Raw genomic sequence first — 19,204 nt, forward strand, 5'->3', positions numbered from 1 at the left:
AGCCGCTCATAACATCAATTATGGGCGGTTTAATTTTTACCCTATATTTATAATGGAAAGAAAAATTAGATTGGCTATTTTCATTACAAGTGTATGTTTAATTTTACCATGGGATAATATGTTATAATGGCATTATTAATTATCTTTTAGGGGGTACAAAGGCCAATGACTATGTCAATAGGTAAATATGAAATCATTGAACCACTAGGACAGGGTACATTTGGTAATACTTTTTTGGTTAGAAAAGATGAAAAAGATTTTGCATTAAAACTATTTAAAAATGAAATGATACGTTCAAAAAATGATATTAAAAGAATTGAAAGAGAAATAGATGCAATAAAAAAGGTTAATCATCCAAATGTTGTAAAATACGTTGATGATGGTTTTCATACAGAAGGTTTTAATAAGTTCAGATTTCTGGTGATGGAGTACACGGCTGGCGAACCATTAAGCAATTTTATAGAAAAAAACAAAAGGTTAACCATTGCACAAACCCAAAGAATCGGTATTCAAATTTTAGAAGGACTTAAAGCAATTCATGATAATGATTTATTTCACAGAGATTTAAAACCAGATAATATATTTATTACTAGATTAGGTGATGTTAGGATACTTGATTTTGGATTGGTCAAGCTATTAGACGCAAGTACTCTAACCGCAATGGGTGTACCTATGGGTACTTACGCATATATGGCTCCAGAACAGTTATTAGATAGTAAAAATATTGATTTTAGATCTGATTTATATAGTTTTGGTGCAATCCTTTTTCATATGATTACAGGGCAAATCGCTTTAGAAATCCATAGTTTGGTAGAAGCACCGTATAAAATACTTAATGAAGTCCCACCTTTTGCTAGTAGCATAAACCCTGCTGTGTCCAACAAACTCGATAACATAATATCCACATTATTAGAAAAACAAATCCACCGAAGAAGCTTCACTGTTGACTCACTTTATAATGAATTTCGAAATCTTGAAGATCGGACTCTTCAAGTTACATCCTCTGATTTAACCTTACGATTCCTTCCTAGATTACTACACAATGAGAGATCCTTAGTAGAAGAATACAATAATATGTTTGGAATAGACGGAATTGTTTTCCCAGCTAACTTCTTTCCAAAATACAGTGCTGTATATAACTCAATTAGAGAAAGTGGACGATTTACGCTTATTGATCCGATTGTTTACCGACTTGCTTATTCAAAGTTCAGTAATACACAATCGCTAGTTAATTTACCATATGTACTTTCCACATTCCATAAAGAAAAACCGGAGGATTTTGGTAATTTAGCCACTTTTCAAAAGAGAGCCAAAGAAGTATTAGATTGGCAAATTTCTCAAAACCCAAGTGTATTAGTTGCTCCGTTCCACTTTTATGCAAATGAAAATGATCCATGGGTAGATATTGATACTAAGGTGTTTCATGAATGTAGAAAATATTTAAATGAAATTAAAGATAACCGTCCTGTATATGCAGGTATTTCCATCCAAATAGAGAGTTTAACTGATGATTTAAGTGCATTACGTTTAGTAAATAAATTTACAAGAACTCAAGCTGATGGTTATATACTAATGTTCGATATTAAACTTGATTCATTCAACAGAGCTCACTACTATGCCTTCGGACGTATAATAAGTATGTTAGCTGAGCTTTCAAAACCGATAGTATTATCTAGAGTTAATGACTTTGGATTAGGATTAATGGGGTTGGGGGCAACTTCTATATCATCTGGAATTGGTTTTATAGAGGATTTCAAAGAGTCTATTTTAATTGAGGATGCTCAAGGATTTAACGTCAAACCTAGATACTATATTCCACAACTGTTAACTTCATATAATCAATCCGCTTTAAAAGATGTATTCGAACCTGCTATAGGGAAAGAATTACGATGTGACTGCCCTTATTGTCAAGGAAGTACGGACGTAAATTATTTGTTTACATCAAGGGTGACAAAAGGGCATTATTTATGGCATAAACAAAAACAGGTTGGTATTCTTAATGAGATGCAACAGGAGGAAAGAATTAGATGGTTTCTTAACAAGGCGGAGAGTGCAAAAGAGTTAGCTAAATTATTAAAAAAGGCAACTAAAAGTAAGTATATATCATATGAACATTTTAATGTATGGCAAGAAGTAATAAATCAATTAGCACAAGAAAAACAACAAGCATTTACTGCAACATTAAAATCAGTTGCTCCATTTAAATAAAAATAATAAAAACAACGTAGTTATGAATGTTAGAAAAAAGGAATTAGACCAAGGAGGCATTTTTTTCATCTCAGTGTCCTTCCCTTCGAGGAAATAATTAATTTGCATTACTATCTTTTTAAACCCTAATGATTTAGCCTATACTAAAAAAACAGAGAAGCCGACAATTTAATGTCGGCTTCTTCCTTATTACTCCCATTCCTCTTTAAAAAATCCATTAATGCTAAAAATCTCATTCTTATAATTCCTGATATTTTGCTTTCTAAAATTAATCTCCTGTTGTTGAAAAAATAGCTTGTGTAGCTTCTCTTGAATCCGTGTGTTGCTATGGTGAGTAATTATTTCACTTGTGGTATTTTCACTGCTTTTTTTCATATTTTGTAATTCTTCAATTAATTCATCTACTAAAATTGATACATTCTCAGAATCCTTAATAATAAAGTGTTTTTCATCACGTATTTGCTTTATTAGGTAATTTAGATACCTTCCAAAATTATAGTAATCCAATTTTGTTCCACTCCTCTTTTATAAATTGATAATGTCTAGAAGCTTGCCATATCAACCTTTTAAAGGACTTTTTTGGTGCCATAATTAGTGCCAAGGCAGTGCCTCATTTAGTGCCGAAAAAGTGCCATTCGATATATCAGGTATAACCTATCATATTTGAAATCTAATAAAACCTTAATATATCAACGTTTTTAATAAATGATGGTCTTACCTATCATATTTGAAATTAAGAAAATCCCCCTTCGAACTATGGCAGCGTAGAGGTCAGGGGTTCGAGCCCCCTATTCTCCATACACGAAAACCCTTGCGTCGCAAGGGTTTTTCTTATTGTTGTATTCCTTTATACTACCACTTTCTTAAAAACTTCCCCGAAACGTTCACAAACCGTTCTCAAAAATCCGTCCTTTGTCCAACCATCCTGTTTTAATTTCATGAACTCCTTTAGTTGATCCGCCGCCTGTTGCATTCCCGGTAAAACATGAGAGTAAATCGTTTGTGTAGTCGAAATATCTTCATGCCCCAAACATTCCAGCACATTTTTAGGGTTGCCTCCGTTTAGTAAAAGCAAAGTCGTATGAGTATGTCTTAGATCATGAAAACTTATACGTGGCACTTTGGCTTGCCTCATTTGATTATAAAAATTCTCAATACATTTCTTGGTAACCATTTTTCAGACAATAAATGGAGAATAAAAACTGTTTTCCCCAACACTACAGGGAAATAAGACATATCTATATATTTTTTTAACGTAAGTAATTCATTTAAGGTAAGACCTTTTCCAATTCAAATGTATATTCCCCAAGTAAGTTGATATGTCACCAATCAAATGGGGAAATGTGAGGTAATAACTTCTCTTTTAATAATCCTTTTGCTTTTGTTTAAATATACGCCTTTATTGTCCATACTGCTCTTATCATGACCGATAGGAGAAAATGAAAATATTCCCAAGCGTGTGGCAGCCATTTGTCTTGTTTAGGAAGGATACATGGGCTTACAAGTAGCGAAACTCTCAAACATCCATCGCTAATCTATATACAATATTTTCTTATGTTAAGAAGCTATGGGTCATAGATTAATGGGGGATTCATAACTCTGAAAAGAATCGGTTGTATCGAATTCTAATAAACACTATAGAAGGGTAAAATTGTAATGAAAAATAACAAAAGTAAGTCATTAATGGTGGGGATGATTTTTCCCTTCATGTCAGCTTTATTTAAATCAATCTCTCAAGTTATATTGATTGAAAATGCTGTCACTGGATTCATTATATTAATAGCTATTACGATTGACTCTTATTTTGTGGGAACCATGACCCTGTTATCAGCGTTAATAGGTACTCTAACCGGAAAATTAGGAGGTGTAGATGAAAAGAGTCTGAATCAAGGTGTCTTCGGATGTAATTCAGTGCTAACAGGAATTGCGCTTAGTTTGTATTTAAGCGGACCTTATCAGTGGGTAATTGCACTCGTTGCTTCTGCCATAGCAGGGATCTTTACAGCTACTATGATGTACGTTAAGAAAATGACGAATATTCCATTTCTTACACTCCCTTTTATCATACTGACATGGTTAATGCTACTTGCTTCTTACCGATTAAAAATTTTTATATTAAATCCTAAACTAGAGCCTCAAAGTATAACTAAATCCCTTGAAAAACTAAGCTTAGAGGAAAAAGTAGATTGGCTGGATGGAAGTGTTGATGGAATTGGGCAAATCTTTTTTCTGGATAATACTTTATCGGGAGTTCTGATTTTTATTGCAGTTTTTTGGGCCGGATGGAAAATTGGCTACTTGGCTATAGTAGGGAATTTGGTTGCTTTGTTAACTGCCTACTGGTTAGGGGGAGAAAACACATTGATTTTTATGGGTCTTTATGGATATAACGGGATATTAGCCACTTTAGCAGTATCTAAAGTATTTAATACAGACCATCATCAGGTTGCGATATTACCAGGTATCATTGCTGCTTGTTTGACAGTACTACTTATGGCAGGTATGTCTACTTTGCTTTTACCATATGGACTTCCAGCTTTGACCATGCCTTTTGTTCTCAGCACATGGATTCTCCTGGGTGCAAGGAAAGCTCTACCTAGACTGTAACAAAAAAAAGATTTTCAAAAGAGAAGTCATTAGATCCAAAATTCAAACACAACTGCAAAAGTAATTCCACACTCGCTTTCCCATTTGAAAAATATACGAGATTTTGATATTTATGATTAGAAAATTATTTGGCTATGTTTAGCTTGAATTATTCAGAGTAAAATCCGGAACGTTATGAGGCCTTAATTAATGAGCAGTACTTAAAACTTAATATTCCTTTACTACAATGTTTTAAAAATACTTTAAAGATGATATATTTTAATTTATGAATATTTTTTCTGAAAACTTATAATTGTTTTAAGAGAAGGGAAATTATAAATGGTCGTAGAAACTATATTGCCTTTTGATACTGCTTTGGTAGAAGTACTCGTGGATATGGTGTTTATCGTGAAAGTTGAAGAAGATTCTACCTTTACCTATGCGTATTTTAATCACGTGGTTATTGAGAAAACCAACTTGGATCAGAATGCAATCGGCAAAAGATTTAGTGCAGTGCATGATGCAGAGCTTAGCGCTTTATTGAACGATGAATATGGAAAAGTGTTGAAAACCAACAAATCGACAACTTATGAAGACTCCTATAAATCTCCATCAGGAATCAGATTTTCAAAGGCTAGGTTGACACCCTTATTCGACGAGAAAGGTGCATACACATATATTATTGGTGTTGTGAAAGACGTGACAAATGAAAGAATCGCACAATTGGAAAGTGAAGATTCGTGGAATAAGCTTGTTGAAAGCAAATCACGTTACCGCTCTTTGTTCGAAAATAATACGGATGCCGTCTTTACGACCGATCTAAGTGGAATTATTCTGAGCGGAAATACGGGTGTTGAAAAAATAAGCGGCTATTCGCTAGATGAAATGAAAGGTAGAGCGCTTTTTCAATTCCTCGATCCAAGTGACTCCACTTCTGCCATTAAATCATTTCAACAAGCATTGGAGCAAGGCTCTAATGACTATCGAACAATCTTTCTTGGAAAATCAGGCGTAAGTATCAGCTGTCTAGTTAACTTCACACCGATTGAAGTACGGGATGAAATCGTAGGTATTTATGCAATTGTGAAGGATTTGAGAGAACTGGAAGATATGAGCAATAAACTCGTTGAAAGTGAAAAACATTTTCGGATCATTGCAGAAAATGCCCAGGATGTCATTGTGCTAATAGATGACAAGCAGGAGTATCTCTACATCTCCCCTTCAAGTAACCAAGTCTACGGGTACGATTCGACTGAATATATTGGAAAACCAGCGTTATGGAACGTTCATCCCGAGGATTTGTCCCGCTTGGAACAGAACTTCATGCAAGCACTTCGAGAAGCAAAAACATGCAGTTTACGTTTGAGGATAAAACATAAGTTGAATGGATGGCTTTGGTCTGAATTGAAAGCCACCCCCGTTTATGACGAGCGGAATAAATTTAAACATATGGTAATGATTGTTCGTGATATCACGCTACAAAAAAAGCATGAGGAGCAACTTGAATATTTTGCGTACCATGATTCTCTGACGAACTTGCCCAATCGTCGCTTTTTCACAGACCGGCTACTAACGGAATTGGATCATTTTCGGAGGAAGGGGAAGAGTTTTGCGGTTTTTCTTCTTGATATCGATCATTTCAAAAGTATAAATGATCAATTCGGCCATGAAATAGGTGACTGCGTAATCGAGGAATTTGGTAGAAGATTATGTGAAAACACACGTAAAGATGCTATTACTGCACGTCTTGGTGGTGACGAATTCGTCCTCCTATTACCAGAAGTAGAGACAGAAGAAAATGTAAAGGAAACTGCGATTAAGATCCTGCGTGCCATGGAAATGCCATGGTCAATCAAGCACACTACGTTAGACGTTACCGCTAGTATAGGGATTTCTCTAGTTTCATCCATTGAGGCAACTGTATCCTCTATACTGAAAAGTGCCGATTTAGCGATGTATGAGGCTAAAAAGTCAGGAAGGAACTCCTTCCAATTATTCCACTTTAATTAAATTGTCAATATGTACGATTTGAAAAGAATCTCGAAAAGGCGAAAGTTCTTTTAGACAGGGACTATGCTAAGTGGAATAATATAGGAAAAAGAAGATGGTATTATATCTCTCCATTGGGCGAAAAAAATTTGAATGTTTAACCAATTGAAAAAATAAAACGATGTTAGGCACAATTATTGACGTTATTAAAATAAACATGGGTAATGTGGAACTCAATATGTAAATTGAATTCAACACTTTTGTAGATAAATGAGGTAGTGAAACTGGATACAGCGGTAGAGCGCTACGCCAGCAGCGACAAGGTCAAAGGTTCGATCCCCCTATTCTCCATACTTAGATAAGCATAGCTATAAAGCCATTTCCGAATTTATCGGAAATGGCTTTTATCTTTTATTTGATATTGAAAGTAAATTTCAAGTTAAATCCTTTGGGGTAAAATATTCACATTTAAGTTTTTTAAATCTTTCCTAGCCCATGTTAATATATGGATGTTATTTTTAGATTCAATAATATCAATTAAATACTTACCTAATCTTAATTTCATTTCCTTACTTACTTCTGTAAATCCTAGCTGCATATCCTGGTTTGGACCAAACTTGACCAATTATGAGTAATTACAAGTAATTTTGCTCATAATACCATTAAAAAACAGTGATACTCCTGCTGGATCTTTTGATTGTAATTTAGTGAGGAGTGTTAAATTATGGGATCATTTTCTCCAATGATATCCACCGTCTGAAGGGCATATTTACCAAATATATTGAATTACATTTAGGAACGAAATACGTGGAGACTAGTACTAATATTTGATTTTATGTAAATATTTCTGGATCCATTCTAATTACTTGGGAGTTTATTCCTATCTAAAATCAAGGCTGTTTTCGTAAAGTTTGTTGCTTTTATAATGTGATTTTTATTTAATAATCCTAGTTGATTGGAGCGGAGGGTCTTGACTCCTCGAAAATGCTATCGCATTTCCTTCGTGCGTGGGCAGATTCAAGGATGTAAATTCAGTATCCTGCGGGAATAGAGGGAAGCGGAAGACCCCACAGGCGGTAACGCCGAGGAGGCTCCCGTCCCTCCCCGCGGAAAGCAAGTATCCATAGCGGAATCAACGGGCAAACTTTGAAGGCTAAAACAACAATATATGCGAAAATAGCCAAAATCAAAAAACACCCAATAGAGCTTGTCAAACGAATCCTTTGGGGCCGAAAAGCACTAGGGATAACGAAAACATGACTGTCAAATAAACAAACATAGAGTACAGAGAAGGCGGATTTCTCTTATGGATAGAATCATTTTATGGGCATTGTTTATTATTGGAATTGTTCTAATAATTTTTGGTTTGAGAAAACCTTTCATCAAGGACTGGATTTTAGTCTTTTTAATAAAGGCTTATTTTTCAACGTTTATTGGTAATCTTGTTGTAGAAAACGAAATGCTGAAATATCCGGTAAGATTTTTAAGTGAATACTTCAAATCCAGTATTCTTTATGAATATATTCTCCTTCCAGTTGTCTGTATTTATTTTTATCAAACAACTTATCATTCTAGATTTGTAAACATTATTCTACAATGTGTATTGTACTCCGCCGCTTTAACGATTACGGAGGTTATATTAGAGAAATATACCAATTTAATTGAATATCTTACATGGACATGGATTCACACTTTTTTAAGCACTTTTTTTATAATGATTTTTGTCAGGACCTTAATGTATTTGATCAACAAGAGAGATAATCAATCCTCAGGGACCTTTATATAAAGATCAGACAATATGATGGAGTACTATTTACATAATTGTTAAACTAAGCTTATCAAATTACTGAGGTGACGATAATGTGCGGAAGGTTTACGTTACATGCTGAATTTAACGATATTATTGAGCGATTTGACATTGAGGCAGCCATTCAAGAAGAATTGTATAACCCGAACTATAATGTGGCCCCTTCTCACTCTGTTTTATCTGTTATCAACGATGGGAGCAGAAACAGATTAGGCTATTTAAGATGGGGCTTAATCCCGCCTTGGGCCAAAGATGCGAAAATCGGTTATAAAATGATTAACGCTCGAGCTGAGACTTTAACTGAAAAGCCAAGTTATCGTAGCGCTTATCAGAAAAAGCGCTGCTTAGTATTAGCGGATAGTTTCTACGAATGGAAGCGTCATGATGATAAAACGAAAACGCCAATGCGAATTAAACTCAAATCTGATGAAATGTTTGCTATGGCTGGCCTGTGGGAACATTGGAAATCACCTGAAGGTAAATCCATTTATACCTGTACTGTTATTACCACTACCCCTAATGAGATTGTTAAAGATATACATGATCGAATGCCTGCGATTCTTAGACCCGAAGATGAAAAGGTTTGGTTAGATCCATCCATTCATGATACCAATTTATTGAGTAATTTATTAAAACCTCTTTCGGAAGATTTAATAGAAGCTTATGAAGTTTCTTCATTAGTTAATTCAACAAAGAATAATGCTCCTAGTTTAATTCAACAAATTTAATAGGGAGTAGAGACTACATACCCTTAAAAGTATTTTCTATACTTTTTTATGAAATGAAGGTTCTTGATTATCTACTAAATCAATATTGACAATTTAGAAGGCTGAAGAGGCAACAATCATCGGATTAATTGTTGGTCTTATTGTAACCTTTACGGTGTACGCAACTGGAAATTCATTCGGTATTTATGAAGGTTTCTGGGATTACTTGCAAACATCTTTGCACTTGTTATTATAAATCCTTTATTTGTTAAGAATACAAAGCACAAAACTAACCCAATTATCGATCAAATATTTTCTAAACAACAAGGCTCAGAAATAGAAGCAAGAAAAGGGGCTTAAACAAACAATCGCATTAACAACACGCAAAAAGACGTCTTTTAGACGTCTTTTTGCGTACTCCTATTTCTAAAGAAAAGGATTCATTCAATGTAACATTCCCTCAGTTATTCACTTCTTTTGATTGCTACGTACTTAATTGCTTCAATAGATCCATCCATTCACTAAGGTTACGTTTATGTTCGGTCGGTTTACATTATTTGCTGAATTTAATGATATTATTGAAGATTTAACGTTGAGGCATTCAGCTTAATACAGCAATTTTAATTGGAAGTGAGGGGTTTACTGCCCCTTAATCTGCGATAAATATGATTTCAGCCTATAACAATTAATTATTTCAAACTGCGCTTCAAGAAGGCTTTCGTACGTTCGTGCTGAGGATTCGTAAACAACTCGGCCGGATGACCGGATTCGATGATCTCTCCGTTATCCATAAAAATAGCCCGATTTGCCACTTCCTTGGCAAATTCCATCTCATGCGTCACCACAATCATCGTCATTTGTTCTTCAGCTAGGTGCTTCATTACTTGCAATACTTCCCCAGTCAATTCCGGATCCAAAGCAGAAGTAGGCTCATCAAACAGCAAGATTTCAGGGTTCATCATAAGTGCCCTAGCAATAGCTACTCGTTGTTTTTGGCCGCCCGAGAGCATTGCAGGGTAAGCTGTTGCCCGGTCAGAGAGCCCAATTTTTTCAAGAAGTTCAGTGCTGTGTCGCCCAATTTCTTCGGCTGGCTCCTTCTTGGCCATTCTAGGAGCGAGCTCCAGATTCTCTTTAACCGTGAGGTGCGGGAAAAGATTAAAATGTTGGAAAACCATTCCCATTTTAGAGGTAATCCGCTTGATCTCCTGCGGTTTCGAGTAGATTCCATCCTTAACCAGATTATCGCCGGAAACACTTATGCTGCCTCCATCAATTTCCTCGAGATGGACAAGACTGCGAAGCATCGTGCTTTTTCCAGAGCCGGAAGGTCCGATCACGGCAACCACATCGTTTTTATTCACATCAAAAGTAATTTGTTTTAGTACATCCAACTCACCATATGATTTTTTAAGATTGGATACTTCAATGAGAGCCATATTAACCACTCCTTCTTAGTTAAATTTGAAACGTTTTTCGAGCCATTTAAAGAAAATGGTTAATAAAAGCGTCATAATTAGATAAATGATACCTGCTACAAAAAACGGCACAATCGTAAAGTCACGGTTCACAGCTGTCTGTGCAAAGTGTAACAATTCTGGTACGGCAACAGCATAGAGCAATGCGGTATCCTTAACCAGTGTCACCGATTCGTTAGCAACGGAAGGAAGTGCGATGCGGAACATTTGAGGCAGGATAACCCTCGTCGTGGTTTGCCATTTATTCAAGCCCAGCACTTGCGAGGCCTCATATTGGCCTTTATCAATCGCCAGAATACCACCACGGAAGATCTCAGCAAAATAGGCCGCATAATTCAAAATAAAGCCTAAACATGCAGCAACAAATCGATCCAGAACCAAATATTCTCCAATTACAGGAAGTAGCGGTAGACCGAATACGATAAACAGAAGCTGCAACAACAGCGGTGTTCCGCGCATCAAATAGATGTAAGCTTGAGCGAGCCAGGATATAGGTTTGATGCTGCTTTTCACAGCAAGTGTGAGTACGAAGCCCAGCGGAATCGACACCACAATGGCAATCAAAAATAATATGACAGTCATTTGTGCCCCTTCAAGCATAGGCTTAAGTATTGAATTAATATAATCTAAAGACATGAAAGGATTCCTCCAAAAACAAAACAGGGTTTCCAAAGGAAATCCTGTTTGCCTTATATTTGTTCACTTTATTTATTTTGACTGTGTTAAACGAGTCTGTTGATTTGCGCTCCAGGTGCTTCGCTCCAATCAACATATTTATAAATCAACAATAACCATTTACTTTAATACCTTATCTTCACCAAACCATTTTTGCGAGATTTTAGCGGCTGTACCATCTTCATTTATCTCATCAAGTGCTTTTTGAAGCTGCTCAAGCAGTTTCTCGTTTCCTTTTTTCACACCTACCCCATATTCTTCCGGTTCGAGTGATTCATCGAGTACTTTAAAGACACCCTTCTCTTTAGACATATAATAATTAATGACAACCTCATCAATGACAACTGCATCCAAACGGCCTGTCTTTAGGTCAGTTAAGGCAAGAACATTGTCAGCAAACTCTGTAACTGACTTGATCTTGGAATTGACAGGATTTTCATTCAAGGCATCTGCAGCTGAAGAAAGAGACTGAAGGCCAACAACTTTGCCCTCTAAATCATCAAGTTTCGAAATATCTGATTTAGCCAGGGTGGCTATGACTTGTGCATTTTTTAAATAAGGCTTAGTGAAAAGAACCATCTCTTTACGCTTATCAGTTATCGTATATCCATTCCAAATGAGATCAATTCGGCCACTTTTTAGTTCTGTTTCTTTTGTTTTCCAATCAATCGGTTGGAACTTTGCTGTTTTCCCCATTTTTTCGACAGCTGCTTTAGCATATTCAATATCAAAACCAACAAGTTCATTATTCTCATCCCGGAATCCCATTGGTGCAAATTTATCATCCACACCTATGACCAACGTATCCTTCTTTTCTATTTCCTCTGATTTGGATCCCGACGTATTTTCTTTCTCTCCTGATTTGGAGCATCCTGTAAAAAGCATAGTTAATGCTGCGAGTACTAGAATAGTAATTGCTAGACGTTTCATATTGAAAAAAACCCCTTTATCTAAGTGTAATTTCGCTTTAGTACGTTACCATGTTATTATGATAACATAACTTTCGAAGGTTGAGAACCACAATAAAGTATTTTTATTCTATTAAACATCTGCTAATCAGCTATTCTATTTTTCTACAAGATGGATTTATAGCAGTCTATAGTACGCTAATTTTTCCAAAGGAAATCATAATTGATACATTAGGCGGAAAAAGCCTAGATTCCACAAAAACAAATTAGTTCTGTAGATGGCTATTTTCCCCCACAAAAAAATAAACGCTTAGATAGTTATGATATCTAAGCGTTTATTAATAGATTAACTAAAATAATATGAAGGCCCATTTATTTCCCTTTTGTCTCGATACTTTAAAGTGCCCACATAGGACATATCTTATTAATTTACTTTTACGCCAAATAGGCTTCACGAACTTCTTCATTCTTAATCAAGTCATTGCCGTTTCCTTGAAGTTTAATTTCTCCTGTTTGAATAACATAGCCCCTATGTGCAATTTGCAGTGCTTGATAGGCATTTTGTTCGACAAGTAAGATGGTTATCCCTTCTTGATTCAGTTCTTTGATGATTTCAAAAATTTGTTCCACAATGATGGGAGCAAGTCCCATTGAAGGCTCGTCTAACATTAATAAATCCGGTTCCATCATCAAAGCTCGCCCAATCGCAAGCATCTGCTGTTCCCCACCGCTCATCGTACCGCCCTTTTGCTCGAGGCGATCTTTGAGTTTAGGGAAATATCGAAATGCCCTTTCCATTCTTTCATTAATCACATTTTTATTTTTCACAGAGAATGCACCCATGATTAAATTTTCCTTAACCGTAAGTCTCGGAAAAATTCTCCTGCCCTCGGGAACATGAGCAATTCCCAACAAGGTCGTTTCATGGGCAGGCTTGTTTGAAATTTCCGTTCCATTATAGATGATATTCCCAGTCTTTACTTTCGCCAATCCGCTTATCGATTTTAGAGTAGTTGATTTACCAGCACCATTACTGCCGATAAGCGTGACGATTTCTCCTTTATCCACTGAAACGTCAATCCCCTTTAAGGCCTGTATCCCGCCATAGTAGGTTTCAACATTTTTTATTTGCAGCATATTTTGTCCCCCTATCCCGCCTGAACAGCTCCTGATCCTAGGTATGCTTCGATGACCTTCGGGTTATTTCTAATGTCTTCTGGCTTTCCTTCTGCAATTTTTTCACCATGGTCCAATACAAAGATATGTTCAGATATCTCCATCACAAGCTTCATATCATGTTCAATTAAGATAACGGTTAGATTGAATTCATGTCTCATTCTTTGAATAAGCTGAGTTAGATCCGTTGTCTCTTTTGGATTCATCCCAGCTGCAGGCTCGTCTAATAAGAGGACCTTTGGACTTGCTGCAAGGGCCCTCGCAATTTCCAGTCTTCTTTGGGCACCGTAGCTTAGATTGCATGCTTTTTCATTTAACAAAGAGGCTAGTCCAACATATTCCAATAATTGATACGCTTTAATTTCCGAATCTTTCTCTTCCTTCCGAATGGCAGGAAGATTAAATAAAATCCCCATAAGTCCCGCTTTCAAATGTGTGTGCATACCAACAAGAACGTTTTCAAGCACGGACATTTCATTAAACAAGCGAATATTTTGAAAGGTTCGCGATATCCCTTTTTTGGAAACCTCATCGGGCTTTAACCCGTTTACTTTTTCATTTTCAAGCAAAATTACCCCAGAAGTTGGCTGATACACACCTGTAATCATATTAAAGAAGGTAGTTTTTCCGGCTCCATTCGGTCCGATAACTGCTGTAATTGAGTTTTTTTCAACTGTCATCGAAATATCCTGATTCGCGGTAAGACCGCCAAATGTTTTCGTGAGATTTTGCACCTCTAAAATAGACATTTAACTACACCTCCTTCGCTTTAAGATTCTCATTTTGCTGGAGTTCAGGTGCAATACCTAAACTAGCTTGACCGCTTCCTTCTTGTAAGGCTTTCTCATCATAGACGCGATTTTTTGCTGGCAAGAGTCCTTTGGGTCTATATAAAGCAAATGAAATTAACAGCAAGCCGAATATTAATCTTTGCATTTTAGCCGGAGAGAGCGCATCTGGAATTGAAATTACCCCAGACAAACTTAGTTGATTCAACCAATTTGAAACTTCAGTTAGGACCTGTAGATTTAGAATGGTCATAACGGCTGCACCGAGAACAACACCCGGGACACTGCCCATTCCCCCTAAGAGGACCATGACTAAAATCGTAATTGACTCAAGTAGTGTGAAGCTTGTAGGATCGACAAATGCTTGTTTGGCAGCGAAGACGACACCCATCATCCCCGAGAAGGAAGCACCGATCGCAAATGCCATTAATTTTGTTCGAACTAACGGGACACCCATCGCTTGAGCCGCGATTTCATTTTCCCTAACCGCTTTCCATGAACGGCCGATTTTTGAATACTCAAAACGACGAACGGTAAAAATCGTGAATAATAATATGGCAAGTACAATGTAATAAAATTGGCTTGGAAAAAGAAAATCGATTCCGAACAGGCGGGGTGGTGTAACAGAGGGAATTCCCATTGCACCGTTTGTAATATTAATCGGGCGGTCAAGGTTATTAAAAATAATCCTAATAATCTCGCCAAATCCTAACGTAACAATGGCTAAATAATCGCCTTTCACCCGAAGGACTGGTATGCCAAGGAGAACGCCAAACAATGCAGCGACTAAGCAGCCAATTAAGATAAAGATCCAAAAGCTCTCTCCTGAAAGCGGGAAAGTCCCAAATGGCATGAATTTCGATGCTTGGGCTGTTGCAAAAATACCATATGTGTATGCGCCAACAGCAAAGAATGCGACAAATCCCAAATCAAGAAGACCGGCCATCCCAACGACAATATTTAATCCAAGTGCCATCGAAATATAGATTCCAACAAGTGTAGCCACTTCCATATAAGATTGATAAGCATCTCCATTGCTAGCAGTGAACGGCAGTAAAAATACAAGTACAATTCCCGCAATCAACCATTTCGTGAGATTTTTGAAATTTGTAAAATATAGTAGTAACAGAGAAGATAATAATAGTAGAAACGCGGTAACTGATCGTTGTGCCATAAATAAACTTAGTGATGTAACACCGATGTAAATTAGAAGAAAGATTCCATGCGCGAATTTGTTTTGTTTATATTTATTCCATAGAGTTTTCATTCTTCTCACCTACACTTTCTCTGCGACCGGTTTGCCGAGCAGGCCCTCTGGTTTGAAAAGTAACACAATGATTAGGATTGCAAATGCAAATACATCTTTGTATTCAGCACCAAATACGCCACCAGTTAATAATGTTAAATTGGCTGATGCAAACATTTCCATTACGCCAAGCAGTAAACCACCCAGCATGGCACCCCGGATATTTCCAATGCCGCCTAATACCGCTGCTGTAAATGCCTTTAACCCAAGAATAAACCCAATATAAGGGTCAATCGTTCCGTATTGTACGGCAAATAGGACCCCTGTTGCTCCGCCAAGAGCGGATCCAATAAAAAAAGTAATAGAAATAACCTTATTTACATTGACTGACATTAAGGAAGCAGTCTCCCGATCTTGTGCGACAGCACGCATCGCCATTCCCCATTTTGTGCGATTGACGAATAAATCAAGGCCAACCATCATGATAACCGCTGTGACTAGCACAATCACAAATGATGTTTTAATCGAAGCATCGTTAAAAGTGGAGCTTATAGAGGAAGCTTTAATCAATAGTTGATCTGTAAAAAGACTAGGCCCTGTGACGATAAAGTTCCCTTTTTTTAATTCAGCTATAAATCTCACAATATCTTGTAATAAAAAAGAAATACCGATCGCTGTGATTAGAGGGATTAGTCTAGGTGCATTTCGCAAAGGTCGATAGGCTACTCGTTCAATCCCCATCCCAATTAAACCAGTCAGGATAGCAGTTAATAAAAGCACAGTTATTAGCATTATAATTGCCGGCACCGCTGAAACCCATCCGATTCCCGTCAAAACGATTAATATTGCTGTACCAATAAAAGCACCTGTCATAAAGATCTCACCATGTGCAAAGTTGATTAATTCCAATATTCCATAAACCATTGTGTACCCTAAAGCAATGACGGCATACACCGTTCCTAACGTAAGACCATCAATCAAGACTTGCGGGATTGTTTGTATTACTTCGTTCAGCATACGTTACCTCCTTGTCCTAATTGGATAATTGAACATTGGGATTACTCTATTAAACTTTAACTATCTAAAAAAGAGGGTATATCCCCCATTAAGAGGGGGATACCCTTCTTTAGGTCATCACTTATTCTAGCCCGACCTCACCTACGGATTCAGCAGGATAGGCCGCTTCTTTGAAGCTATAAATAAACACTTTAGCAAATTCATTATCCCCTATATCATTAAAGCTCGCTTTCGTTAATACTCCTTCGTAGTTTTTCACGCCACGGATCGTATCTCTCACTTGCTCACGACTTGGCAATTTATTGTCATTTGCCTTAATCGCATCTTCAATTCCTTTTAAAATAAGGCCCATCGTATCATAGCCATACACAGAATAAGATTCCGTGTTTTTATTAAAGGTAGCTTTATATTTATCGATAAACTTTTGACCTTCTTCTGTTTTTGTAGAGTCACCTGCTAGAGAAGTAATGTACGTGTTTTTAATCGCATCTCCAGCAATTTCAACAAGTGTGGAAGAATCCATTCCATCCCCACCTACGAACGGAATATCGATCCCTTTTTCACGGGCTTGTTTAATCAACAATCCTGCTTCCGAATATAAACCGCCGAAATAGACTAAATCTGGCTTCTTGGAAAGAACTTGGTTTAGAACGCCGTTGAAATCTTTTTCACCTACCGTAATTCCCTCAAAGCCTAGAATATCCGCTCCTTTTTCTTCTGCTGCTTTTTTGAACGCTTCAGCTAGGCCAGATCCGTATGCCGTTTTATCTTGAATGATGAATATCTTTTTCGCATTTAATGTATTCACCGCAAATTCAGCGCCTGCCGGACCTTGGAAGTCATCACGTGCACAGATTCGGTTCACTGTTTTCAATCCGCGATCTGTTACATCTGTCGCTGAGACAGCCGGTGACACCATTGGAATGGCATATTTTTCATATACTTCTGAAGAAGGGATGGCAACACCTGAGTTGAAATGACCGACAATGGCAAGTATGTCTTTATCGGAGCCGATTAATTGCGCATTCGCTACTCCTTTTTTCGGGTCGGCTTGGTCATCAAAAGGGACGAGCTGAAGCTCAAAGCCCATTTCTTTAAACTTGTCTTTTTGCTCATCTAAATTAAGTTGAGCTCCAAGTTTGATTGCTTCCCCAATCGTTGCAGCTCCACCTGAAAGCGGTGACTGTGTAGCGATTTTAATAACGGTCGAACCCTTTTGCTCACCCGTGCTTTCTGTTGTTTCCGACTTTTCACTACCACAGCCAGCTAAAATACCTGCCATTAAACCACCCGTTAACAATAATGCTAAAGATTTTTTAAACTTCATGTTGACCCTCCCTATTTTCTATTTAATTTAATTTAATATACAAGCCCTATATATATATATTTACTTGCAACAAAAAGTAGGACATATTATTTGCTTTATTTTTTGAATTTCGGTTTGAAATGTAAGTCATAAGATCTAGCTGCTAATCGTAATTTCCCCTACCTAATCATATGTAAATAGGTAGTGTACTCTATAAAATATTATCAAAAATCACCCCCCTTACAAGGAATTTATTCTGAAAATTTTATCTATTTAGAATTATATGATATATTCATCTATAAAACAATCTTTTTTTAGACAACCATTTAGAATATTCAGTCATAAACATGTCATAATACCTAATTTTTTTATCAAATTTCCATTCCCCCGTATAACTTATAGGGCAATATAACGGTATAATATTCCTATTTCTTTTGAAGAATAATATTTTTATTTAAATAGATTTGTGTTATATTGTTAATTGCACGCTAATTATTAATAATCTGAAAATGGAGTGATTTGAATGAAGAAATTTGGCTTACTTAGTTTGTTTTTGATTATCGGCCTACTTTTAGCAGCATGTGGCACAGACAAGAGTACAAGTGACACTAGCAAAAGTACAGGTGGAGCAAGTGATGACGGAAAGGTATATAAAGTTGGCGTTGATACAACTTATCCTCCTTTTGAATTCGAAGAGGGCGGACAATATAAAGGAATCGATATTGAATTAATTAATGCAATTGCTGAAAATCAAGGCTTTAAGATCGATTTAAATCCGATGGACTTCGGTGGTATTATCCCAGCAATGCAAGCTAACCAGCTGGATATAGGAATTGCCGGAATGAGCATAACCGATGAAAGAAAAAAAATCGTAGATTTCTCAGAGCCGTATTTTGATGCAGGTATAACATTGGTTGCTAAAAAGGATAATAGTGAGATAAATACATTGGATGATTTAAAAGGGAAAACCGTGGCTGTTAAAAAAGGGACTTCAGGTGCTACATTTGCCCAGGATAATGCTGATAGCAAAGGATTTGAAGTAGTTCAATTTAATGATAGCCCAGCCATGTTCCAAGAAGTAGCGAATGGGAATGCGGATGTTCTAATCGAAGATTATCCTGTTATCGCATACGCTATTGCGCAAAAGGACCTTGGATTAAAAATAGTTGGTGACCGTCTGAATGGCGATCAATACGGCATAGCTGTATTAAAAGGAAAAAATCAGGATTTGTTAGAAAAAATCGATAAAGGACTTGCGGAACTTAAGGCAAATGGAAAATATGATGAAATACTAAAAACATATCTTGGTGAATAAT

16 protein-coding genes are annotated in these 19,204 nt (G+C 36.7%); 6 read left to right on the forward strand and 10 right to left on the reverse strand.

Annotation, left to right across the window (positions count from 1 at the left end; all coding sequences use genetic code 11):
* The first annotated feature begins 165 nt into the window (after window positions 1-165).
* On the forward strand, window positions 166-2,208 hold the full coding sequence (locus BGM26_RS16855; RefSeq protein ID WP_217041251.1) for a serine/threonine protein kinase: 2,043 nt from the start codon (window positions 166-168) through the stop codon (window positions 2,206-2,208).
* Window positions 2,209-2,397: 189 nt separating this feature from the next.
* Here the strand turns inward: BGM26_RS16855 and BGM26_RS16860 are convergent, their stop codons facing one another.
* Window positions 2,398-2,715 carry a hypothetical protein gene (locus BGM26_RS16860; RefSeq protein WP_217041253.1) on the reverse strand — a complete coding sequence of 106 codons (318 nt, stop codon included), beginning with the start codon at window positions 2,713-2,715 and terminating at the stop codon, window positions 2,398-2,400.
* A 340-nt stretch (window positions 2,716-3,055) separates the two neighbouring features.
* Window positions 3,056-3,328 carry a tyrosine-type recombinase/integrase gene (locus BGM26_RS16865; protein WP_367949354.1) on the reverse strand — a complete coding sequence of 91 codons (273 nt, stop codon included), beginning with the start codon at window positions 3,326-3,328 and terminating at the stop codon, window positions 3,056-3,058.
* 536 nt (window positions 3,329-3,864) lie between these two features.
* Here BGM26_RS16865 and BGM26_RS16870 point away from each other — a divergent pair.
* The 4 genes from BGM26_RS16870 to BGM26_RS16880 all read left to right on the forward strand — a co-directional run bounded on the left by BGM26_RS16870 (window position 3,865) and on the right by BGM26_RS16880 (window position 9,318).
* A complete protein-coding gene (locus BGM26_RS16870; RefSeq protein ID WP_217041257.1) occupies window positions 3,865-4,815 on the forward strand; it encodes an urea transporter in 951 nt (316 codons plus the stop codon).
* A gap of 318 nt (window positions 4,816-5,133) precedes the next feature.
* A complete protein-coding gene (locus BGM26_RS16875; RefSeq protein WP_217041261.1) occupies window positions 5,134-6,804 on the forward strand; it encodes a sensor domain-containing protein in 1,671 nt (556 codons plus the stop codon).
* 1,285 nt (window positions 6,805-8,089) lie between these two features.
* The gene (locus BGM26_RS21590; protein WP_254119667.1) at window positions 8,090-8,569 is read left to right on the forward strand and encodes a CBO0543 family protein; all 480 of its coding nucleotides are present in this window, start codon (window positions 8,090-8,092) and stop codon (window positions 8,567-8,569) included.
* A gap of 74 nt (window positions 8,570-8,643) precedes the next feature.
* Window positions 8,644-9,318 carry an SOS response-associated peptidase gene (locus tag BGM26_RS16880; protein WP_217041263.1) on the forward strand — a complete coding sequence of 225 codons (675 nt, stop codon included), beginning with the start codon at window positions 8,644-8,646 and terminating at the stop codon, window positions 9,316-9,318.
* Between the two features lie 668 nt (window positions 9,319-9,986).
* On the opposite strand, the gene BGM26_RS16885 is transcribed toward BGM26_RS16880, so the two are convergent.
* The 8 genes from BGM26_RS16885 to BGM26_RS16920 all read right to left on the reverse strand — a co-directional run bounded on the left by BGM26_RS16885 (window position 9,987) and on the right by BGM26_RS16920 (window position 17,909).
* A complete protein-coding gene (locus BGM26_RS16885) occupies window positions 9,987-10,733 on the reverse strand; it encodes an amino acid ABC transporter ATP-binding protein (RefSeq protein ID WP_217041265.1) in 747 nt (248 codons plus the stop codon).
* 15 nt (window positions 10,734-10,748) lie between these two features.
* Entirely contained in the window at window positions 10,749-11,408 is a 660-nt protein-coding gene (locus BGM26_RS16890) for an amino acid ABC transporter permease (RefSeq protein ID WP_217041267.1), read from the reverse strand.
* Window positions 11,409-11,567: 159 nt separating this feature from the next.
* A complete protein-coding gene (locus BGM26_RS16895; RefSeq protein WP_217041269.1) occupies window positions 11,568-12,377 on the reverse strand; it encodes an amino acid ABC transporter substrate-binding protein in 810 nt (269 codons plus the stop codon).
* 413 nt (window positions 12,378-12,790) lie between these two features.
* Window positions 12,791-13,492 (reverse strand): ABC transporter ATP-binding protein, encoded by a 702-nt coding sequence (locus BGM26_RS16900; RefSeq protein ID WP_217041271.1) that lies wholly within the window; start codon window positions 13,490-13,492, stop codon window positions 12,791-12,793.
* A gap of 11 nt (window positions 13,493-13,503) precedes the next feature.
* Entirely contained in the window at window positions 13,504-14,280 is a 777-nt protein-coding gene (locus BGM26_RS16905; RefSeq protein ID WP_217041273.1) for an ABC transporter ATP-binding protein, read from the reverse strand.
* 4 nt (window positions 14,281-14,284) lie between these two features.
* A complete protein-coding gene (locus tag BGM26_RS16910) occupies window positions 14,285-15,586 on the reverse strand; it encodes a branched-chain amino acid ABC transporter permease (protein WP_217041275.1) in 1,302 nt (433 codons plus the stop codon).
* 9 nt (window positions 15,587-15,595) lie between these two features.
* Window positions 15,596-16,582, reverse strand: coding sequence for a branched-chain amino acid ABC transporter permease (locus BGM26_RS16915; RefSeq protein ID WP_217041277.1), 987 nt, complete (start codon window positions 16,580-16,582; stop codon window positions 15,596-15,598).
* Between the two features lie 121 nt (window positions 16,583-16,703).
* Window positions 16,704-17,909, reverse strand: a complete 1,206-nt coding sequence (locus tag BGM26_RS16920) for a branched-chain amino acid ABC transporter substrate-binding protein (protein WP_217041279.1) — start codon at window positions 17,907-17,909, stop codon at window positions 16,704-16,706.
* Between the two features lie 502 nt (window positions 17,910-18,411).
* Here BGM26_RS16920 and BGM26_RS16925 point away from each other — a divergent pair.
* Complete coding sequence (locus BGM26_RS16925; RefSeq protein ID WP_217041281.1) at window positions 18,412-19,203, forward strand: transporter substrate-binding domain-containing protein; 792 nt, start codon at window positions 18,412-18,414, stop codon at window positions 19,201-19,203.
* Window position 19,204 lies beyond the last annotated feature (1 nt).

The organism is Bacillus sp. FJAT-29790 (assembly GCF_019039215.1).
Classification (GTDB): Bacteria; Bacillota; Bacilli; order Bacillales; family Cytobacillaceae; genus Cytobacillus.

Coding starts and splice junctions, on each gene's coding strand:
- BGM26_RS16920 (WP_217041279.1), bottom strand. CDS start 17,909: ATGAAGTTTAAAAAATCTTTAGCATTATTGTTAACGGGTGGTTTAATG.
- BGM26_RS21590 (WP_254119667.1), top strand. CDS start 8,090: ATGGATAGAATCATTTTATGGGCATTGTTTATTATTGGAATTGTTCTA.
- BGM26_RS16925 (WP_217041281.1), top strand. CDS start 18,412: ATGAAGAAATTTGGCTTACTTAGTTTGTTTTTGATTATCGGCCTACTT.
- BGM26_RS16915 (WP_217041277.1), bottom strand. CDS start 16,582: ATGCTGAACGAAGTAATACAAACAATCCCGCAAGTCTTGATTGATGGT.
- BGM26_RS16885 (WP_217041265.1), bottom strand. CDS start 10,733: ATGGCTCTCATTGAAGTATCCAATCTTAAAAAATCATATGGTGAGTTG.
- BGM26_RS16900 (WP_217041271.1), bottom strand. CDS start 13,492: ATGCTGCAAATAAAAAATGTTGAAACCTACTATGGCGGGATACAGGCC.
- BGM26_RS16875 (WP_217041261.1), top strand. CDS start 5,134: ATGGTCGTAGAAACTATATTGCCTTTTGATACTGCTTTGGTAGAAGTA.
- BGM26_RS16880 (WP_217041263.1), top strand. CDS start 8,644: ATGTGCGGAAGGTTTACGTTACATGCTGAATTTAACGATATTATTGAG.
- BGM26_RS16890 (WP_217041267.1), bottom strand. CDS start 11,408: ATGTCTTTAGATTATATTAATTCAATACTTAAGCCTATGCTTGAAGGG.
- BGM26_RS16870 (WP_217041257.1), top strand. CDS start 3,865: ATGAAAAATAACAAAAGTAAGTCATTAATGGTGGGGATGATTTTTCCC.
- BGM26_RS16895 (WP_217041269.1), bottom strand. CDS start 12,377: ATGAAACGTCTAGCAATTACTATTCTAGTACTCGCAGCATTAACTATG.
- BGM26_RS16855 (WP_217041251.1), top strand. CDS start 166: ATGACTATGTCAATAGGTAAATATGAAATCATTGAACCACTAGGACAG.
- BGM26_RS16905 (WP_217041273.1), bottom strand. CDS start 14,280: ATGTCTATTTTAGAGGTGCAAAATCTCACGAAAACATTTGGCGGTCTT.
- BGM26_RS16910 (WP_217041275.1), bottom strand. CDS start 15,586: ATGAAAACTCTATGGAATAAATATAAACAAAACAAATTCGCGCATGGA.